Here is a 19,154-nt window from a genome sequence, read left to right on the forward strand (position 1 = left end):
TATGCCCTGCGCTGCCGGGACACAAACATTCGGTAGAAAAAAGCCCTTGTGTCGTAACGGATTCACCCCCACCGGTCGGACCGATGGGGGTGAAATCCGCTGTGCGGCCGGGCGTACGGCTATGCCACGGAGGGCAGGAACGGCAGTCGCCGGGCCTCGTAGGAGTCGATGTCGGCGACGTTGCGGAGGGTGAGTCCAATGTCGTCGAGGCCCTCCAGCAGCCGCCAGCGGCTGAAGTCGTCCAGCGGGAACGACCAGTGGGCGTCCCCGGCCCGGACCTGGCGGGCGGTCAGGTCGACGGTCACCGGGGTGGTCGGATCCGACTCGACCAGGTCCCACAGCTCTTCGACGGCTTTCAATTCCAACTCGACCGGCAACAGACCTTCCTTGAGGGCGTTGCCGCGGAAGATGTCGCCGAACCGGGGTGCCACCACCGCGCGGAAGCCCCAGTCCCGCAGTGCCCAGACGGCGTGCTCCCGGGATGAGCCGGTGCCGAACTCCGGGCCGGCGATCAGGATCGACGCACCGGAATAGCTTTCATCGTTGAGGACGAATGTCGGATCTTCCCGCCACGCGCTGAACAGCCCGTCGGCGAAGCCCGTACGGGTCACCCGCTTGAGGTACACGGCGGGGATGATCTGATCGGTGTCCACGTTGGACCGCCGCAGCGGCACGGCCGTGCCGGTGTGGGTGGTGAACTTGTCCATCTCCTCGGTCCCTTCTACAGGTCGGCGGGGGCGGCCAGCCGGCCGACCACGGCGGTCGCGGCGGCGACCGGCGGGGAGACCAGGTGGGTACGCCCACCCCGGCCCTGACGGCCCTCGAAGTTGCGGTTCGAGGTGGAGGCGGAGCGTTCGCCCGGCTTCAGCGTGTCGGGGTTCATCCCCAGGCACATGGAGCAGCCGGCGAACCGCCACTCGGCCCCGGCGTCGGTGAAGACCTTGTCCAGCCCCTCGACCTCGGCGGCCTCCCGCACGGCGGCGGAACCGGGCACCACGAGCATCCGGACGCCGTCGGCGACCTGGTGCCCCCGCAGCACGTCGGCGGCGGCCCGCAGATCCTCGAGCCGACCGTTGGTGCAGGAGCCCACGAAGACCACGTCGATGGGCAGCTCCCGCAGCGGGGTGCCGGGGCGCAGGTCCATGTATTCCAGGGCACGGCGAGCGGCGGCGCGCTCCGAGTCGGTGGTGAACTCCTCCGGGTCCGGCACGGGCGCGCTCAGCGGCGCCCCCTGCCCGGGGTTGGTGCCCCAGGTGACGAACGGGGTGATCCGGCTGGCGTCCAGGGTCACCTCGGCGTCGAAGCTCGCGCCGTCGTCGGTGGGCAGCGTCCGCCACCACGCCAGCGCCGCGTCCCAGTCCGCGCCCTGCGGCGCGTTCGGTCGACCCTTGAGGTACGCGAAGGTGGTCTCGTCCGGCGCGATCATGCCGGCCTTGGCACCCCACTCGATGGACATGTTGGCGATGGTCATCCGCCCCTCCATGGAGAGGGCCCGGATCGCCTCGCCGCGGTACTCGACGATGTGCCCGCGCCCCCCACCGGTGCCGACCTGGGTGATCAGCGCGAGCACCAGGTCCTTGGCGGTGACGCCGGGGGCGAGGCGGCCGGTCACGTTCACGGCCATCGTCTTCGGTCGGCTCTGCGGCAGCGTCTGGGTGGCCAGCACGTGCTCCACCTCGCTGGTGCCGATGCCGAAGGCGAGCGCGCCGAACGCGCCGTGGGTGGCGGTGTGTGAGTCGCCACAGACGATCGTCATGCCCGGCTGGGTGACACCGAGCTGCGGGCCGATCACGTGCACGATGCCCTGGTTGTCGTCACCGAGCGGGTGCAGCCGCACCCCGAACTCGGCGCAGTTGCGGCGCAGCGTCTCGATCTGCGTACGCGACGTGGGGTCCTCGATGGTGAGCAGGTCACCACGGCGGAGGCGAAACGCCGGGTCGGCGTACCCGGTCGGGGTGTTGTGGTCCTCGGTCGCGAGGGTCAGGTCGGTACGACGCACCCGGCGCCCGGCGAGACGCAACCCGTCGAACGCCTGCGGGCTGGTCACCTCGTGCAGCAGGTGCAGGTCGATGAAGAGCAGATCCGGCTCACCAGCGGCGGATCGTACGACGTGTGCGTCCCAGACCTTCTCGGCCAGGGTCCTCGGCTCAGGAGTGACTCCCACCATCTGGACATCCTAAATTCTGGGAGGTAAGTTTCGGCTTGTGGGACACAGTATGAGCGGTGTCGGCGTTCTCGACAAGGCGGTGGTCATCCTGGCCGCCTGCGTCGACGGCGCCAGCCTGGCCGAACTCGTTGATCGCACCAAGCTGCCCCGAGCCACCGCACATCGGCTGGCCCAGGCCCTGGAGATACACCGGATGCTGGTCCGGGACACCCAGGGCAGGTGGCGCCCCGGGCCTCGTCTGGGCGAGCTGGCGAACGCCGCACCGGACGTGCTGCTGACCGCCGCCGAGCCCCTGCTCGCCGCACTGCGGGACGCCACCGGGGAGAGCGCCCAGCTGTATCTGCGCCGCGCCGACGAGCGGATCTGCGTGGCGGCGGCGGAACGCGCCAGCGGCCTGCGGGACACCGTCCCGGTCGGGTCGGTGCTGCCGATGACCGCCGGCTCCGCGGCCCAGATCCTGCTCGCCTGGGAGCCACCGGAGGCGGTGATGCCGCTGCTGCCGCGCAGTAAGTTCACCGGGCGCACCCTCGCCGAGGTACGCCGCCGTGGCTGGGCGCAGAGCGTCGCCGAACGGGAGGCCGGTGTGGCGAGCGTCTCCGCCCCGATCCGTGACCGCACCGGCCGCGTGATCGCCTCGGTCAGCATCTCCGGCCCGATCGAGCGCCTGGGCCGCCGCCCCGGCGAACGCCACGCCATGGCCGTAGTAAGAGCCGGCCAACGCCTGTCCGGCCTCTAACCCCCGCCGCCCCGCTCTCTCCCCTCTCCCCCACCCCAGTTGCGTTGATCATGGAGTTATGGTCGCGACACGCCGAGGCCAGTGGCTATAACTCCATGATCAACGGGGGGATTTAGGCGTGTGAGCCGGGAACGGGAAAGGCTCACCTCGCGGAGCGAGATGAGCCTTTGGGTGTAGCCCCGACCGGATTCGAACCGGCGCTACCGCCTTGAGAGGGCGGCGTCCTGGGCCGCTAGACGACGGGGCCAGAACTTTCCTGTTCACCGCCCTCGCGAGCGGTGCGGCTGTAGTCTAGCGGCACCGCCGGTTGGGGCGAGCGCGGGGTGCAGGACCCGCGGCGGCGCGGCACGGAGGCCATGGCAGCGCGGCACGGCCCCTCACGGCAGCTCCGGCACGACCCCCGGGGCAGCTCCGGCACAGACAACGAAACAGCCCGCCTCACCAGGTGAGACGGGCTGTGCACGATGTAGCCCCGACCGGATTCGAACCGGCGCTACCGCCTTGAGAGGGCGGCGTCCTGGGCCGCTAGACGACGGGGCCAGAACCACTTTTCGCTCCCCCACCCCTGCGGGCGGAGGAGCTGAAACTCTGCCGGAGACCACTCTCCGCCCCCGAGGGGGCGGAGTCGAACTCCGTCAGAATCCAGCGTCCGGAATTCTCGCGAACTCCGGTAGCGCTGGGGTACCAGGACTCGAACCTAGACTAACTGAACCAGAATCAGTCGGGCTGCCAATTACCCCATACCCCATTGGCCCCTTGCGGCGCCGGGAGTGAACTTTACCCTCCCGGTGCCGGCAGGCCAAATCGGATCCCCCCGAACCGCCCGTGAGCTGCGGAAACAGGGGCATCCGGCCGATCAGGCGACCGGAACCACCGGGTTGCTGAGCTCGCCGATGCCCTCGATTCGCACGGTGACCGTATCCCCCTCGGCAAGCGGGCTAACCCCTGCCGGAGTGCCGGTGAGGACGACGTCACCGGGCAGCAGGGTCATCACGTGCGAGATGTACGACACGAGGCCCGGCACGTCGAAGACCATGTCCTTCGTGCGGCCGAGTTGGCGTACCTCCATCTCCTCCGGGTTGCGACCCACCTCACAGCGGATCTCCAGGTCGGAGACGTCCAGACCGGTGGTGATCCACGGGCCGATCGGGCAGAACGAGTCGAAGCCCTTGGCCCGGGTCCACTGCCCGTCGGAGCGCTGGAGATCCCGAGCGGTGACGTCGTTGGCGCAGGTGTAGCCGAAGATGGCGCGCTCGGCGGCGGCCCGGTCGGCACGGCGCGCGCCCGGCGCACCGATCACGACCGCCAGCTCCGCCTCGTGCTCGACCTGCTTGGAGAAGATCGGCAGGCGGATGGCGTCCCGGGGGCCGATCACCGAGGTGGACGGCTTGAGGAAGAGCAGCGGCTCCTTGGGCACCTCGTTGCCGAGTTCGGCGGCGTGGTCGGCGTAGTTGCGACCGACACAGACCACCTTGCTGGGCAGGATCGGCGAGAGCAGCCGAACGTCGGAGAGGGCCCACCGGGCCCCGCTGAAGGAGAGTTTGCCGAACGGGTGGCCCTCGATCTCGGCGATGGTCAGGCCCTCCGGCCCGGCCCCCGCTTCACCTTCGACGGCACCGAACGACATTCCCTTGGCATGGGCGAAACGAGCGATACGCACCCGGCCAATCTAGCCCCGCCGACACCCCCACCGGCCAGGACCGGCCGTGGGGTGTGCTCAACCCGTCAGCGGGCGGCAGCCTACCGGTGCGGGAGGTGACCGGGGCGGGGTTCCCGACTTCGTACCCGCCCGGAGGCGGCTCGCCCCTAGCGTCGGCTCCGGAGGTTCGTTCGTATGCCTGCATCGACACGACACCACAGAGCCCTCGCAGTGTTCGTCCACTGCCTCGGCATCCTCGCCGCCGTGCCGGCCCTGCCGGCGGTGGCCCCGGAGGCGCCGCCCGCGCACGCACCACCGGCCGCGCCCCGACCACCGGCCGCGCCACCACCATCCGCCGCGCCAGTGCCAGTGGCCGGGCGAGCACCATCCGCCGCGCGGGCCCCAGCGCCCGCGCAGGCCCCAGCACCCGCGCAGGTGCCAGCAGCCACGCTGACACCACCACCGGGCGTCGCGACTCGACCGAGCGCCGTGCCGACCGGGGCGACGGCCGGGGTCGCGGCCGGGGCGACGGTCGCCCCGGCGACGACCACGCGGCCACCGGTCGCGGTGCTCGCGCGGATGGCCGTCGAGCCCACCCCGCCGTCGGCGCCACCGGCGATGGGGCCGCCGTCCCGGGCACCGGCGTCGGCGCCCCCGCAGCAGGTCACGGTGGCGGTCGCGCCGGAGACCAGCCCCGCACCGAGGTACCGGATCCAGGTGCGCAACGTGGGCAACGCACCTGTGGACACCACCGTGCGCCAGGAGCTGCCGGCCGGGTCGTCGCCGACCGCGATCAGCGCCGGCGGCCGGTCCACCCGAGCTGGCGGGTCGACCACCGAGGTGACCTGGCGGTTGAGGCTGCCGGCGCACAGCAGCACCACGCTGGGCACCGCGCTCGCCGCGACCGCGCCCGGTCAGCCGCTGACCGCGCCGGCCTGCGCGTTCACCAGTGACGGCACCCGGCCGTACGACTGCGCCACGGCCACCTGGAAGGCGGCGGCGGCACCGGCGGCCGAGGTCACCGAGGCACCGCCCTGGCGCCGGTACCCGGTGCTGCTCGCCGGCCTGGCGGTCCTGCTGCTGGTCAGCGCCGCCCTGGCCTGGGTGTGGCGACGTCGGCGCGCGGGGCGGGTCACGGCTGCCGCACTGGCCAGCGGGGGCGGGTCCGACGGTGGTCGCGGGACGATCTATCCGCGCCCGGCAGCCCCGAGTGCGCCGCGGCGTCGGCGTACCCCGCCGGTCTGGTTGGTGGTGGGTGCGGCCGTGGTGGTCCTCGCGGGCGTCATCGGCACCGCGGGTTGGACGGCGACCCGGCGGGTCTCGGCGATCGACACGCAGAAGCAGCCCACCAGCGGCGCGTGGACGGGGACCGGGGTCACCGGGCCGGTGGGTGTGCCACTTCGCGAGTCGGCGTTCGAGTTCACCGTGTACCGGATGTCCTGCGGCACACCAGGGAAGGCCGACGGCGGCGGTGCCGCCCCGGCCAGCGGCCGACGCTGTCAGGCCACCGTGGGTGTGCGTAACGTCACCGGTGACCACCAGCCCTGGCACGGCCAGCTGCAACGGGCGTACCTGCCCGGCGGGCGCTGGGTGAGCACCGACGAGTCGGCCACCCGGGCGGCCAACCTGGGTCGGGACATCTTCGCCGACCCGTTGGCCGCGGGCAGTCGGATGGTGCTGCCGCTGGTGTTCACCGTCGACGGACGGGACCCGCCCCAGCAGTTGGAGCTGCGCAGCGGGGTGTTCTCCGCCGGCGTGCGGGTGCACATGCCCTGACCGGGTGCGCGGGCGGCGGTCGTACCCTGGGGTGCGTGACCGCCGCCCTCGCCCCCGCCGTGCTCGACGCGGCGGCGTGGCACGCCCGCCGGCGCACCCACGAGGAGCGGGTGGACGTCTGGTTGACCCCGCACCTGGCCCGCCGGCGGCGCGGTGAGCGGCATCCGGTGGCCGACTTCCTGTTCACCTACTACTCGCACCGCCCGGCCCAGCTCCGTCGCTGGCATCCGGGCGCCGGGGTCAAGCTGCGCGATGCCGATCCGGCCGAGTTCGGCCGGGACTACCGCGCCACCACCGCCGGGGTCACCCTCGACACCGATGGGGTACGCGCGCGGCGCGGCGAGTCGATCGCCTGGATCCGCTCCCTGCTGGCGGCCACCGCCGGGCGGGCGCCACACTTCGGCTGCTTCGGGATGCACGAGTGGGCGATGGTCTACCGGCAGACCCACGAGGAGGTGCGGCACAACGCCTGGCCGCTGCGGCTGACCCCGGAACGGACCGCCGCGGTGGTGGAGGAGCGGGGCGTGCGGTGCAGCCACTTCGACGCGTTCCGGTTCTTCACGCCGCCGGCCCGCTCGTTGAATCTGCTCACCCCGACGCGGGAGACGCAGCACGCACTCGACCAGCCGGGCTGCCTGCACGCCAACATGGATCTGTACAAGTGGGCGTACAAGTTGTCGCCGCTGGTGCCGTCCGAGCTGGTCGCGGACTGCTTCGAGCTGGCTCGGGAGATCCGCACCCTGGACATGCGGGCCAGCCCGTACGACCTGGCGGCGCTGGGTTACCCGGCGGTGCGGGTGGAGACCGCCGACGGGCGGGCGGAGTACGCCGCCGCGCAGCGCGGGTTCGCCGAGCGCGCCGCCGTGCTGCGCGACCGACTGCTCGCCGCCGTCCCGGGCTGATCGGGGGGGGGTCGGCTCAGCCGGCCGTGCGGGTACGCAGACCATCGACGAGCAGGTCGACAACGGCCGTCAGGTCGTCGTCGAGCCCGGGCTCGGTCCACTCGGTGCGGTGTGCCGGGTGGTGGAACCGGGCGGTGGCCTGCAGCAGCGCCCGCCCGGCCACCGCCGCGTCGGGCACGCTGAACTCTCCGGTCGCCACACCGTCCGCGACGATCAGGCTGAGCTGACCGGCGAGCACCTCCAGGTGGTTGGCGACGGCGCCCTCGGAGAGCGTGGCGAGCTGGTGGAAGTTGTCGAACAGCTCCGGGTCCTCCCGGGCCATCCGGCGTTTGGTGCCGCTCAGCTCGGCCAGCCACCGACGCAGCCGCTGCGCGGCCGGCTCGGGGCCGGCGCCCACGTCGATCAGTGGGGTGGAGACCCGGGCCAGCCAGCGTTCGGCGACCGCCTCGCGCAGGGCGGCCTTGCTGGCGAAGTGCCGGTAGACGCTGCCGTGGCTGACGCCCAGCGCACGTGCGACGTCCAGCACGGTGGCCTTCGCCGGCCCGTACCGGCGCAGCACCTCCTCGGCGGTGTCGAGGATGCGGTCGGCGGTCAGGGCGGTGGCGTCGCTCATCAGGCCAGCCTCCCTGACCGCGCCGGCAACCGTGGCGCGGCCCCCGGACCGGCGGTCGCGCCACGGCCCGCGGTCATGGGCGCTCGCTGTCCAGGAAGGCCATCTGCGCCTCGTCGTAACGGGTTCCGGCCGCCGCGCCGGCCGGGACGGCGGATTCGATGGCGGCCAGGTCCCCCTCGGTCAGGGTGACGGTCGCGGCGCCCAGCGCCTCGGTGAGCCGCTCCCGGGTGCGGGCGCCGATCACCGGGACGATTGTCGCGCCGCGGGACAGCACCCAGGCGATGGCGATCTGCGCCACGGTCACGCCGCGCGCCTCGGCGATGGCACGCAGCGCGTCCACCAGGGCGAGGTTGCGGTCCAGGTTCGCGCCGGCGAACCGGGGCAGGTGACTGCGGAAGTCCGTACCGGTGGTCTGCTGCCCGGGCTGCCAGTGGCCACTGATCAGCCCGCGGGAGAGCACCCCGTACGCGGTGATCCCCACGCCCAGCTCGCGGGCCGTCGGCAGGATCGCGGCCTCCGGGTCGCGGGAGATCAGGGAGTACTCGATCTGGAGGTCGCTGATCGGGTGCACGGCGTGTGCCCGGCGCAGCGTCTGCGCGTTCACCTCGGACAGGCCGATGTGCCGGACGTGACCGGCCTTGACCAGCTCGGCCAGGGTGCCCACCACCTCCTCCACCGGGACGTCGGGGGAGAGTCGGGCGGGCCGGTAGACGTCCACGTGGTCGGTGCCGAGCCGGCGCAGCGTGTACGCCAGGAAGTTCTTGATCGCGACCGGCCGGACGTCGTTGCCGTTCCAGCCGCCCGCGACGTCGCGAAGCGCACCGAACTTGACGCTGATCACCGCGTTGTCCCGGTTGCGACCGCGCAGCGCGTCGCGCAGCAGCATCTCGTTGTGGCCCATGCCGTAGAAGTCGCCGGTGTCCAGCAGGGTGATGCCGGCGTCCAGGGCGGCGTGGATGGTGGCGATGCTCTCGGCCTCGTCGGCTTCGCCGTAGAAGTCGGACATGCCCATCAGGCCGAGCCCGAGGGCGGAGACGGTGGGCCCGGTGGTGCCGAGGGAGCGGGTGTCCATGGGGGTTCCTCTCGCTGGATGACCCACCCACCGTACGACATCTGGCTGACAGATTCCACATTTTGTCACCGAGGGTCCGAACGACGACGGCCGTCGAGCCACCGAAGGGCAGGGCCGCGTGCTCCCCGCGCCGGGCCGCGATCGACTCAGCTTCCCGGCAGAATCGCCAATGTGATTGATGGGGATAGGATTTCTCATCGATGATTCCTCGTCTCGTGTTAGCTTGATTATCGTGATTACCGGTGCGCGACCACTACTGTTCCTTGCCGGTCTTCTGACGATCGGTGTGACGGCATCCGGGACGCCCCTTTCCGCGACTGCGGCGTTCGCCAGTCCCGTGCCTTATGGGGCGGCCGGGGCATTCGGCCCCTTCGGGCCCTCCACCTGCACTCAGGGAAACGTGTGGCGGGAGGCGACGCCGGGCGACCACGTCTGCGTGGACCCGAAGACCCGACAATCTGTGAAGCTGGACAACGGAAACCCCAATCAGTTTCGCAACCCCGCCGACCGGACGTTCGGGCCCGACACCTGTCAGCAGGGGTTCGTGTGGCGGGAGGCGACGCCCCAAGACCATCGCTGCGTCGCGCCCCAGGTCCGCGAGACGCACAGGAAGTTCAACGAGAGCGCCGCCACCCGATGGGTGGCCACCGTTTCGAAGCGGGGCGAGACCACAACCGTGCCATTTGTGCAATTCGGCGAACTCGAACGACTCCACAGCGTCTATTCGGGCCGAAACGACCTCGCCGTCGACGTGACGGACATGAAGGTGCAACCCGATACAAACAGGCCGAGTCAGCGATTCTTCTTCCTCCGCCGAGGCGGGAAGGTCGCTTACCAGAATGCCTTCCAGCTCAGGGACGCCGCCGGCCGGCGGTGCCTGAGCGTACGCGACGCCGCGACGGGAAATGGGGCTGGTCTGGTGCTGGAGACCTGCGGCTGGCGGCCGAACCAGACCTGGCACCTACAGCGTCGCGCCGATGACAAGTGGGAGCTGCGGGTCGGGCACAGCGACAAGTGCCTCGATGCGGCCAACTCCGCCCTGACGGCCCCTGCGCCCGGCGCCTTCGTGCAGCAGTGGGAGTGCATCGGCGGCCAGAACCAGGCCTGGAGCTTCACTGGCTGACGTCCACGGCGGGGCCAGCCGCGTACCCGACAACCCCGCTCGACACACGCCCTAGTCGTCGTCGGCGCGGCGGTCCCGCTTGCGCTGGGACTGGCGCTTCTTCTCGGCCAGCCGGCGCTCCTTGGCCCCACGGGACGGGCGGGTCGCCCGCCGGGCCGGCGGTGGGGGTGCGGCGGCCTCCCGCAGCAGCGCGGTCATCCGCTCGCGGGCCGCCTCCCGATTGGCCAGCTGGGCTCGATGCTCACTGGCGGCGATGGTCAGCACCCCGTCGACCAGACGGTTGGCCAGCCGGGCCAGCGCCCGGGACCGCAGCCACTCGGGCACGGCCGGCGAGTTGGCCAGGTCGTAACTCAACTCGACCCGGGAGTCGGCGGTGTTCACACCCTGCCCACCCGGCCCCGACGAGCGGGAGAAGCGCTCCCGCAGCTCCCCGGCGGGGACGACCCACCGATCGGTCACCCGCAGTCCGTCGTCCACGCCCCGAGGCTAACCCGTGGGGACTCAGCAGGGGTCATCGGCGCGGGGTCTCACTCTGCGTCGGGGACTCGCCGGGCGCCGGCCCCGCCGTCTCCTCGTCGGAGCCGACCGCCGCGTACGCCACCGCACCGAAGAGCAGCAGCGCGATCACGCCGGCCTTCACGGCGACCCCGCGGATCAGCGACCAGGCGCCTCGACGGGCGCCCGGCACCGATTTCCGGACGGTCTGGTAGTCGGTCCACCCGCGTCGTGCCCGGGCGTACGCCGACCCCACCGCACATCCGATGACCAGGCCCACCAGCAGGAGGACCGCGAGAAGAGGACGCTCCACCTCCGCCAGTATCCATACCGACAGTAATATTTCCATGGCCCGATGCCGTCACGCCGGATATCTGACACTGGCAGCGCGCCGCCAGGCTGTCTGGGCAGGTCAGCCGCCCTTGCCGATGATCGTGTCGGCCGTCTGCTGCACCTGGTCGATCGGGATGGCGAACCCGATGCCGATCGAACCGTTCCCGTCGATCGTCGCGATGGCGGTGTTCACTCCGACCACCTCCCCCCGGGCGTTGACCAGTGGTCCACCCGAATTGCCAGGGTTGATGGACGCGTCGGTCTGCACCGCGCGGTGCCGGTTGTTGCCCAGCCGCACCTGGCGGTCCAGCGCGCTGACGATGCCCGCGGTGACCGTTCCGGCCAGGCCGAGTGGTGAACCCACCGCGAGCACCGGCTCGCCGACCCGGGTCGCGCCCGGCTTGGCCAGGGGCAGTGGGGTGAGACCGGCCGCGGCCGGCACCTTCAGCACCGCCAGGTCGCTGCGAGGCTCCCGCCCGATTACGTCGGCGGCGAACCGGCGGCCGTCTGGCAACTCCACAGTCACCGGCCCGCCACCGCCCTTGGCCAGGATGTGATCGTTGGTGATCAGGTGCTGCTGGTCGTCCACCGCGAAGCCCGAGCCGGTCGCGGACCCGGCCGACGTACCGCCGGCCAACACCGACACCACCCCGGGCACGGTCCGTTCGGCCGCGGTGACCAGCTCGGCCGACACCGGGGCGGCGGACGCCGCGGCCGGGCCGCCAGCCCCGTCCCGGGCGGCCACCACGCCGCCGGCGACGGCCCCCGAGACGGCGGAGAGCGCCACCACGGCCAGTGCGGCGAGCAGCCGTCGCGGCCTGCGCTCACCCGGGTCACGCTCGGGCGTGTCCCACCACCCGCGCCCGTCCGGGTCGAGTTGCGGTGAGATGAACCAGGGACCGCGCGGTTCGCCCAGTCCGGTCTGTACTGCCATGCGTACTCCTCACGGTCGACAGCTGTGGTGCGCGGCGGTCAGGGCAGGCGGGAGAACCAGCGCATCGAACCGGCCGCGGCGCCCATCGCGAACACCAGTCCGAGGCCGATGAACCGGGCCGAGACGTCCTGCCGCTCGGTGCGGTAGCCGACCGAGCTGCCGATGTCGTCGTAGACGGCCCGCAGCTCGTCGGTGGTGCTGGCCTCGTGGAAGATGCCGCCGGTCTCCTCGGCGACCGCCTTGAGGGTCTGGCCGTCGACCGGCACCTGGATGGGCCGTCCACCGCGGTCGACGAACCCCGACGGCGTCCCGAAGGAGATCGAGTGCACCGGCACCTCCGCCTTCACCGCCTCGGCGGCCGCCTCCATCGGGTCCATTCCGGAGGTGTTGGCGCCGTCGGAGAGCAGGATGATCCGGGCCGGTGGGGTCTCCTTCGCGGCCTCGCTGTCCAGGCTCTTGACCGCGCCGAGGGAGGTGTTGATGGCCTCGCCGATCGCGGTGCCCTGGACACCGGTGATGCCCTCGGCGAGCCGGTCGATCCCCTCGTCGAGGGCGTCCCGGTCGGTGCCGGGTGGCACCAGCACGGCCGCGCTGCCGGCGAACGCGACAAGACCCACGTTGAACTCGTCGGGCAGGCCCTCGACGAACCGTCGGGCGGCCTCCTTCGCCGCGGCCAACCGGTCCGGGTCCACGTCGGTGGCGAGCATCGACGTGGACACGTCCACCGCCACCATCACCGTGGCCCGCTCCCGGGGCACCCGAACCTCGGCGCTGGGACGGGCGAACCCGACCACCAGCAGGGCCAGCATCGCCAGGAAGAGCCCGGCCGGTACGTGCCGACGCCAGGCGGGCCGCTCCGGCGCCACCCGGTCCAGCAGTCGCAGGTTGGTGAAGCGGACCGCGTACCGGCTGCGCCCCCGTTGCATCAGCAGGTACACGCCGACGAGAGCGAGTACGCCGAGCAGCAGCCAGAGTCGCAGCGGCGACTGCCAGGTCACGCGACACCTCCCCGTGCCGGGCCGACCGGCGCGGCGGCCAGCCGACGCTGGGCCCGCACGTGCCGGACGATGTCCGCGCACCAGTCCCCGTCGGTGCGCAGGGGCAGGTGGGTGGCTCCGCTGCGGCGCAACGACCCGTGGATCTGGTCGCGCTGGGCGGCGGCGGCCTCGGCGTACCGCTCGCGCAGCCGACGGTCCGATGTGCACACCTCGCGGCGACGACCGGTCTCCGGGTCCATGAGCGTGATCAGGCCGACGTCCGGTAACTCCAGCTCACGTGGGTCGGTGACCTCGATCGCCAGCACCTGGTGTCGGGCGGCGAGGCGGCGCAGGGTCCGTTCCCACGGCGCCGGCTGGCCGGGGTCGTCGGGCAGGCCGTCGAGGAAGTCGGAGACCACCACGACCAGACCACGCCGGTTGGCGACCCGGTGCAACGCGTCGAGCCCGTCGGCCAGGTCCGGCGGCCTCGCCGACCCCCACCCCGGCCGGTCGCCGGGCGCGGTGGGTCGCGGGGCGGCGAGCAACGTGCGCAGCAGAGCGAGCAGATGGGTACGCCCGCTGCGGGCCGGAAAGCGGCGTACCCCGTCGACCCGCAGCACCTGGGCGCCGAGGCGGTTGCCGACGCCCGCGGTCAGGAAACCGATCGCCGCGACCGCGGCCACGGCCAACTCCCGCTTGTCCAGCTCGGCGGTGCCGAACTCCATGCTGGCGCTGCCGTCGACGAGCAGCCAGGTGGTCAGTTCCCGGTCGGCGTCGACCTGCCGGACGTGCGGCACGGCGGTGCGGGCTGTCACCGCCCAGTCCATCCGGCGGACCTCGTCCTCGCCCGGCCGGTACTCGCGGCTGCCCGCGGGTTCACTGCCCGGTCCGGGCAACAGCCCGCGGTACTGGCCGTGCAGCAGGCCGTTCAGTCGACGCGTGACGGTCAGCTCCAGGCGACGTACCCGCTGATCCGGGGCCAACTCGGCCAGGCCCGGGCCGGCCGGCGCCACGATCGCTCGTCTCATGCCGCCGCCAGATCCGGCGTCTGCTGCGGGTGGTCGGTGGCCAACCGGGGCGGTGGCACCGCCTCGACCAACCGCCGCACCACGCTCTCGGCCGACACCCCGTCGGCCACCGCGTCGAAGGAGAGCACCAGCCGGTGGGCGAGGACATCGACGGCCAGGTCACGAACGTCCTCGGGCAGCACGTACTCCCGGCCGCGCAGCAGCGCCTGGGCCCGAGCGGCCGCGACCAGGCCGAGGGTGGCCCGCGGGCTGGCACCGTACGCCAACAGCGGGGCGATCTCCGGCAGCCCGAACCGGCCCGGGTCACGGGTGGCGAGGATCAGCCGCACCACGTACTCGGCCAACGCGTGGTGGACGAAGACCCGCTCGGCGTGGGCCTGGAGGTCCCGCAGTCGTTGCGCGTCGAGCACCGGACGCGGGCTCGGCCGGTCGGTGCTCATCCGGTAGAGGATGGCCAGTTCGTCGGCGTCGCTGGGGTAGTCGACCACCACCTTCATCAGGAACCGGTCCCGCTGCGCCTCCGGGAGCTGGTAGACCCCCTCGGACTCGATCGGGTTCTGGGTGGCCAGCACCAGGAACGGTTGCGGGACCGGCCAACTGCGCCCGCCGATGGAGACCTGCCGTTCCGCCATCGCCTCCAACAGCGCCGACTGCACCTTGGCCGGGGCGCGGTTGATCTCGTCGGCCAGCACCAGGTTGGCCATGATCGGACCCAGTTCGATGTCGAAGGTCTCCTTCGAGGCCCGGTAGATCCGGGTACCGACGATGTCGGAGGGGACCAGGTCCGGGGTGAACTGGATCCGGGAGAAGGTGCCGCCGACGACGGTCGCGAGGGTCTGCGCGGCCAGGGTCTTGGCCACACCGGGTACGCCCTCCAGGAGACAGTGCCCATTGGCGATCAGTGCGGTGAGCAGGCGTTGGACGAGCCGATCCTGCCCAACGATCACGCGTTTGACCTCGAAGAGGGTCTGTTCCAGCTCGACGCCCGTCGGCTCGGGATCGACCGAGCTGGGCATGCTGGCCAGGGTGTCCGAGATGTCCGTCACGGTGCTTGCTTCCCTGGCCGAGGGCCTGGCAAACGTCGGATTGTGCGGCCGGGACGGGCCCGGAGTGGCCGGAACAGGGACAAGTCGCACGGAAGCGCGACGATCGGCACGAGCCCACCAAGGAACCCTCAACCGTGCCGCCGCCGAGGGTCAGCGGCAGCGCGGGCAACGAGCGGCAGCGCGAACAACGAGCGGCCCCCGCGCACGAAGCGCGGGGGCCGGGTTGTCGATTCGGTCAGGGCGTGTGGGTGAGCAGAGTGAAGCCCAGGTCGGCCGGCACTCCCGCCGAGTTGCGGGTCTGGATGAAGACCGCGTTGGGCGTGCTCAGCCGCGGGGCAACCGCGACCTCACCGGCCGGCGGGATGCAGCAGGCGTCGAATCGGGAGATGGTGGCCAGGAAGGCCCCCGCCGACACGTTGTAGCCGAACTGCACCTCGTACTCGCCGGTGCCGTACTTGAGCACCGTGCCGGTGCCGCGCGCCTTGGTGCCGTTGGCGTTGACGACGGTGAACCAGTTGGCAGCCGCCATCGTGGTGACCCCGCCGGCCTTCAGCGCGGCCTTCGCCGAGCGTGCGGACTCGGCGGTGACCGGCGGCTGGCTGCTCGTGCCGCGGACCGTCGGCTTGACGGCCGCCTGCGGCGCCTTCGCCGACGGCTGGGCGATGGCGATCCCCCCGCCAGCCAGGGTGAGCGCCAGGACAGCGAACGTGACCGCTGCCGCCTTACGTCGGAAGGATTTTTCCATGACAGGTCCCCCTTGTATGACCGTGCGAATTCGACCGACCCGCGGGGCGGGACGGATGACTGCCCATAAATAGGCGGACGACGACATTGGGGTGCCGAAAACCTAGCCCACTGGCAACCGGTGAGGTTGATTTCTGAACGTTCTACATCCCATCTGAGCTGCAGTTACTACTCAGAGTGGCGTCGCTTGAACCAGATGGAACGTAGCACCGCAAAAAGCCCGCCGTCAATAGTTGATCTCACTTTGTCGAGGTGTCGACCAGCCGTCAGATAAACTGTGAAATGTGAAGGCGCTGCCATTCACGAATTGCATTCGGAGCGCCCACTAGGATCACCGTCATGATCGTCGACGGTCCGACCAGGTCCACACCCACGCCCACGCCGAGGTGGTACCGCGGCGCTCGGCTCGGCACGGTGCTCTGCTGGCTGACTGTCGCGCCGACAGCCCTCTGGGCCGCCGTGCGGCTGCTCGGCCTGGACCGGGGTCCGTTGGTGCAGGCGCTCGCCTTCACGCCGTACATCGCAGGTGTCAGCGTGCTGCCCCTGGCCCTCGCACTCGCCCTGCGGCGATGGTGGCCGGCGGCGGTCGCGGCCCTGGCGGCGGTGGCGCTGCTCGGCGTCGTCGCAACCCGGGCGTTGGCCGCTCCGCAGCCCGCGGCGGCCGGGCCGACCGTGCGGCTACTCACCGCCAACCTGCTCGCCGGGACGGGCGACGCGCGGACGTTGGTCGAGCTGGTCCGGCGGTACGAGGTGGACGTGCTCACCGTGCAGGAGTTCACGCCGGACGCGCAGGCCGCCCTGGATCAGCTCGGCCTCGACCGGCTGCTGCCGCACCGCCAACTCAACGCGGAGGTCGGCACTCCCGGCTCCGGGCTCTACTCAAGGTGGCCGCTCACCGACGTGGGCCTCCGGCACAACCTCAACGGCTGGGGCTTCACCCAGGCGTACGGAACGGTGACCATCCCCGGCGCGCCCCCGGTGCGGGTCGAGTCGGCGCACCCCTCCGCGCCGTATGCGCTCGACCAGGTCGGTTCCTGGCGTGCCGACCTGGCCGCACAGCCACCTGCCACTCCGGACGGCGGCCTGCAGATCCTCGCCGGGGACTTCAACGCGACCCTCGACCACGGCCCGCTGCGAGCCCTGCTGCGCACCGGTTACGTCGACGCCGCCGACGCCGCCGGCGAGGGCCTGGTCGGCACCTGGGGCCCGTACGACGGTGACCTCATCCCACCGGTCACCATCGACCACGTGCTGGTCGACCGGCGCATCGCGGTCCGCTCGGTGCGGGTGCTCACCCTCCCCGGCAGCGACCACCGCCCCGTCCTGACGACCCTCACCCTCCCCACCTCCCGCGATCTTGCACTTTCTGCCTCGACATAGAGGCCAGAAGCCGCAAACCGGCGACACAAAGTGCAAGATCGCGGGGGTGGGGTGGGGTGGGGTGGGGTGGGGTGGGGTGGTTAGACCGTGGTGGGGGCCAGGCCGTAGGTGAGGGCGTCGATCAGGGCGTGCCAGCTGGCCTCGACGACGTTGGGGTGTACGCCTACCGTCGTCCAGTCGCGGCCGGTGCCGTCGGCGGTCTCCAGCAGCACCCGGGTCACCGCGCCGGTGCCGTGGCTGCCCTCGAGGATGCGGACCTTGTAGTCGGCCAACTCGAAGGCGCGCAGCTGTGGGTAGTGCCGGGCGAGCCCCACCCGCAGCGCCTCGTCGAGCGCGTTGACCGGGCCGTTGCCCTCGGCGGTGGCGATCACCCGCTCCCCACGTACCCGGATCTTGACGGTCGCCTCGGAGACCACCGAACCGTCCTCGCGGTGCTCGACGAGCACCCGGTACGACTCCAGGGTGAACGGTCGGGCCGGGCCGCCCTCCGGCAGCTCGGAGCGGACCAGCAGCTCGAAGGAGGCGTCCGCGGCCTCGAAGGACCAGCCGCCGGCCTCCAGCTCCTTGACCCGCTTGGTGACCCGGGTCAGTGCCTCCGGACTGGCGGCCAGGTCCAGACCGAGCTCGCGACTCTTGAGCTCGACGCTGGCCCGGCCGGCCATCTCGGTGATCAGGATCCGCATGTCGTTGCCCACCACCGACGGGTCCACGTGGTTGTAGAGCAACGGGTCGACCTTGATCGCGCTCGCGTGCAGCCCCGCCTTGTGGGCGAAGGCGGCGGCCCCGGCGTACGCCTGGTGGGTGTCGGGGGCGATGTTGGCGATCTCGGCGATGGCGTGCGAGACCCGCACCATCTGCGCCAGGCAGCCCTCCGGTAGGACCGGCATGCCGAGCTTGAGTTGGAGGTTGGCGGCGACCGCGAAGATGTCGGCGTTGCCCGGACGCTCGCCGTACCCGTTGGCGGTGCCCTGGACGTGGCGGACGCCCGCCTCCACGGCGGCGATCGTGTTGGCCACCGCGCAGGAGGTGTCGTTCTGGGCGTGCATGCCGAGCAGCGCGGGGTCGATCCCCAGCCGGTCGGTCAGGTCGGTGACGACGGCGGTCACCTGGGACGGCAGCATGCCGCCGTTGGTGTCGCAGAGCACCATCCGCTCGGCGCCGGCGGCCAACGCGGTCTGCACCACGGCCGCGCCGTACGCGGGATCGTGCCGGTAGCCGTCGAAGAAGTGTTCGCCGTCGACGAAGACCCGTCGGCCCTCCCGGACGAGGTGGCTGACGGTGTCGTGGATCATCGCCAGGTTCTCCGCGCCGGTGGTGCGCAGCGCGCGCTCGACGTGCCGGGTGTCGGCCTTGGCGACAAGCGCCACCGCCGGGGTCTGCGCGTCCAGCAGTGCGCGCACCTGGGGGTCTTCGGCGACCGCGACACCGGCCTTGCGGGTGGCGCCGAACGCGACGAGCACGGCGTGCCGCAGGTCCAGCTCGGTGCGCGCCCGGCGGAAGAACTCGGTGTCCTTGGGCACCGCGCCCGGCCAGCCGCCCTCGATGAAGCCGACGCCGAACTCGTCGAGCAGCCGGGCCACCGCCAGCTTGTCGACCACCGAGTAGGTGAGCCCCTCGCGCTGGGCGCCGTCGCGCAAGGTCGTGTCGTAGACCTGGAACGTCATCAGGATCCTTTCTCTGAGCAACAAAAAGACCTCCCGCGGGTGCGGGAGGTCTGCGCGCTCGGCGGAGGGGAGAGCCGGCGCGCTAGGTCGCAATAATCAGGGAGGTGTTGCTCACGGTCACCACTTTGCCACCCGCCCCCGAATGTGGGAAGAACAATCCACATACCGGGACCACTACGGACGGTGCATTCGGCAAGGGGGCAGCCGGAGCCCGCCATCGGTGCTCGGCCCCACCAGCCCCTAGGCTGCCAACCGGCGAAACAGCGATGCGAAAATATCTGGAACAGATCCAGTTTACGGCCACCGTGCCGCCCGAAAGGAGGACCAGTGCTCACTGTCGGTGACCGCTTCCCCGAGTACGAACTCAGCGTCTGCGCCTCTCTGGACGCCAACAAGGCGTTCGACGTCTCCGAGGTGCTGCGGGTGCTCGACGCGCTGCAGACCGACGAGCTGTGCCCGTGCAACTGGAACAGGGGCGGCGGCACCCTCGACGCCAACGCGCTCCTCGCCGGCGCCGGGGTCTGA

At 71.6% G+C, this 19,154-nt stretch carries 19 protein-coding genes and 3 tRNA genes; 6 read left to right on the forward strand and 16 right to left on the reverse strand.

From position 1 onward, the window contains the following. Positions 1 to 119: 119 nt before the first annotated feature. Positions 120 to 707: a 3-isopropylmalate dehydratase small subunit gene (gene leuD, locus ACGFIQ_RS02590; RefSeq protein WP_393238090.1), complete on the reverse strand. Its 588-nt coding sequence runs from the start codon at positions 705 to 707 to the stop codon at positions 120 to 122. Positions 708 to 721: 14 nt separating this feature from the next. Continuing rightward, positions 722 to 2,167 (reverse strand): 3-isopropylmalate dehydratase large subunit, encoded by a 1,446-nt coding sequence (leuC, locus tag ACGFIQ_RS02595; RefSeq protein WP_393238092.1) that lies wholly within the window; start codon positions 2,165 to 2,167, stop codon positions 722 to 724. Between the two features lie 49 nt (positions 2,168 to 2,216). Here leuC and ACGFIQ_RS02600 point away from each other — a divergent pair, with 49 nt between their 5' ends. Beyond that, the gene (locus tag ACGFIQ_RS02600) at positions 2,217 to 2,903 is read left to right on the forward strand and encodes an IclR family transcriptional regulator (protein ID WP_110562481.1); all 687 of its coding nucleotides are present in this window, start codon (positions 2,217 to 2,219) and stop codon (positions 2,901 to 2,903) included. Positions 2,904 to 3,077: 174 nt separating this feature from the next. Here ACGFIQ_RS02600 and ACGFIQ_RS02605 read toward each other — a convergent pair. From ACGFIQ_RS02605 to ACGFIQ_RS02620, 4 genes are all read right to left on the reverse strand, one after another. Next, a tRNA-Glu gene (locus tag ACGFIQ_RS02605) sits at positions 3,078 to 3,150 on the reverse strand. A 220-nt stretch (positions 3,151 to 3,370) separates the two neighbouring features. After that, positions 3,371 to 3,443, reverse strand: a tRNA-Glu gene (locus ACGFIQ_RS02610). A gap of 136 nt (positions 3,444 to 3,579) precedes the next feature. Continuing rightward, positions 3,580 to 3,651 (reverse strand) — tRNA-Gln (locus tag ACGFIQ_RS02615). A 108-nt stretch (positions 3,652 to 3,759) separates the two neighbouring features. Beyond that, positions 3,760 to 4,563, reverse strand: coding sequence for a fumarylacetoacetate hydrolase family protein (locus tag ACGFIQ_RS02620; protein WP_393238094.1), 804 nt, complete (start codon positions 4,561 to 4,563; stop codon positions 3,760 to 3,762). A gap of 174 nt (positions 4,564 to 4,737) precedes the next feature. On the opposite strand from ACGFIQ_RS02620, the gene ACGFIQ_RS02625 reads away from it, so the two are divergent. Beyond that, on the forward strand, positions 4,738 to 6,318 hold the full coding sequence (locus tag ACGFIQ_RS02625; protein WP_393238096.1) for a hypothetical protein: 1,581 nt from the start codon (positions 4,738 to 4,740) through the stop codon (positions 6,316 to 6,318). Between the two features lie 35 nt (positions 6,319 to 6,353). Continuing rightward, a complete protein-coding gene (locus ACGFIQ_RS02630; protein ID WP_393238098.1) occupies positions 6,354 to 7,220 on the forward strand; it encodes a 3-methyladenine DNA glycosylase in 867 nt (288 codons plus the stop codon). A 16-nt stretch (positions 7,221 to 7,236) separates the two neighbouring features. Here the strand turns inward: ACGFIQ_RS02630 and ACGFIQ_RS02635 are convergent, their stop codons facing one another. Continuing rightward, on the reverse strand, positions 7,237 to 7,833 hold the full coding sequence (locus ACGFIQ_RS02635) for a TetR family transcriptional regulator (RefSeq protein WP_393238100.1): 597 nt from the start codon (positions 7,831 to 7,833) through the stop codon (positions 7,237 to 7,239). 73 nt (positions 7,834 to 7,906) lie between these two features. Next, positions 7,907 to 8,905 (reverse strand): aldo/keto reductase, encoded by a 999-nt coding sequence (locus tag ACGFIQ_RS02640; RefSeq protein ID WP_393238103.1) that lies wholly within the window; start codon positions 8,903 to 8,905, stop codon positions 7,907 to 7,909. 232 nt (positions 8,906 to 9,137) lie between these two features. Between ACGFIQ_RS02640 and ACGFIQ_RS02645 the strand changes: the two genes are divergently transcribed. Beyond that, positions 9,138 to 10,028, forward strand: coding sequence for an RICIN domain-containing protein (locus ACGFIQ_RS02645; protein ID WP_393240318.1), 891 nt, complete (start codon positions 9,138 to 9,140; stop codon positions 10,026 to 10,028). Between the two features lie 51 nt (positions 10,029 to 10,079). On the opposite strand, the gene arfB is transcribed toward ACGFIQ_RS02645, so the two are convergent. The 7 genes from arfB to ACGFIQ_RS02680 all read right to left on the reverse strand — a co-directional run bounded on the left by arfB (position 10,080) and on the right by ACGFIQ_RS02680 (position 15,586). After that, positions 10,080 to 10,505 carry an alternative ribosome rescue aminoacyl-tRNA hydrolase ArfB gene (gene arfB, locus ACGFIQ_RS02650; protein WP_099851126.1) on the reverse strand — a complete coding sequence of 142 codons (426 nt, stop codon included), beginning with the start codon at positions 10,503 to 10,505 and terminating at the stop codon, positions 10,080 to 10,082. Positions 10,506 to 10,539: 34 nt separating this feature from the next. Continuing rightward, on the reverse strand, positions 10,540 to 10,836 hold the full coding sequence (locus tag ACGFIQ_RS02655) for a hypothetical protein (protein ID WP_393238105.1): 297 nt from the start codon (positions 10,834 to 10,836) through the stop codon (positions 10,540 to 10,542). A 99-nt stretch (positions 10,837 to 10,935) separates the two neighbouring features. Beyond that, a complete protein-coding gene (locus ACGFIQ_RS02660) occupies positions 10,936 to 11,790 on the reverse strand; it encodes a S1C family serine protease (protein ID WP_393238108.1) in 855 nt (284 codons plus the stop codon). Between the two features lie 38 nt (positions 11,791 to 11,828). Beyond that, positions 11,829 to 12,788, reverse strand: coding sequence for a VWA domain-containing protein (locus ACGFIQ_RS02665; RefSeq protein ID WP_393238111.1), 960 nt, complete (start codon positions 12,786 to 12,788; stop codon positions 11,829 to 11,831). Then, positions 12,785 to 13,795 (reverse strand): DUF58 domain-containing protein, encoded by a 1,011-nt coding sequence (locus tag ACGFIQ_RS02670; RefSeq protein ID WP_393238113.1) that lies wholly within the window; start codon positions 13,793 to 13,795, stop codon positions 12,785 to 12,787. Before ACGFIQ_RS02670 ends, ACGFIQ_RS02665 begins: the two co-directional genes overlap by 4 nt. Beyond that, positions 13,792 to 14,841, reverse strand: coding sequence for an AAA family ATPase (locus ACGFIQ_RS02675; RefSeq protein ID WP_393238115.1), 1,050 nt, complete (start codon positions 14,839 to 14,841; stop codon positions 13,792 to 13,794). The genes ACGFIQ_RS02670 and ACGFIQ_RS02675 overlap by 4 nt, the downstream gene beginning before the upstream one ends. 235 nt (positions 14,842 to 15,076) lie before the next feature. Beyond that, positions 15,077 to 15,586: a hypothetical protein gene (locus tag ACGFIQ_RS02680; protein ID WP_393238118.1), complete on the reverse strand. Its 510-nt coding sequence runs from the start codon at positions 15,584 to 15,586 to the stop codon at positions 15,077 to 15,079. A 413-nt stretch (positions 15,587 to 15,999) separates the two neighbouring features. Here ACGFIQ_RS02680 and ACGFIQ_RS02685 point away from each other — a divergent pair, with 413 nt between their 5' ends. Further along, positions 16,000 to 16,965 carry an endonuclease/exonuclease/phosphatase family protein gene (locus tag ACGFIQ_RS02685; RefSeq protein WP_393240321.1) on the forward strand — a complete coding sequence of 322 codons (966 nt, stop codon included), beginning with the start codon at positions 16,000 to 16,002 and terminating at the stop codon, positions 16,963 to 16,965. An 80-nt stretch (positions 16,966 to 17,045) separates the two neighbouring features. Here ACGFIQ_RS02685 and cimA read toward each other — a convergent pair whose 3' ends face one another. Then, on the reverse strand, positions 17,046 to 18,629 hold the full coding sequence (gene cimA / locus ACGFIQ_RS02690) for a citramalate synthase (RefSeq protein ID WP_393238121.1): 1,584 nt from the start codon (positions 18,627 to 18,629) through the stop codon (positions 17,046 to 17,048). Between the two features lie 327 nt (positions 18,630 to 18,956). Between cimA and ACGFIQ_RS02695 the strand changes: the two genes are divergently transcribed. Further along, the gene (locus ACGFIQ_RS02695; protein WP_393238124.1) at positions 18,957 to 19,154 is read left to right on the forward strand and encodes a hypothetical protein; all 198 of its coding nucleotides are present in this window, start codon (positions 18,957 to 18,959) and stop codon (positions 19,152 to 19,154) included.

The sequence above is a fragment of the Micromonospora sp. NPDC048898 genome (assembly GCF_043198035.1).
In the GTDB taxonomy this organism is placed as follows: domain Bacteria; phylum Actinomycetota; class Actinomycetes; order Mycobacteriales; family Micromonosporaceae; genus Micromonospora.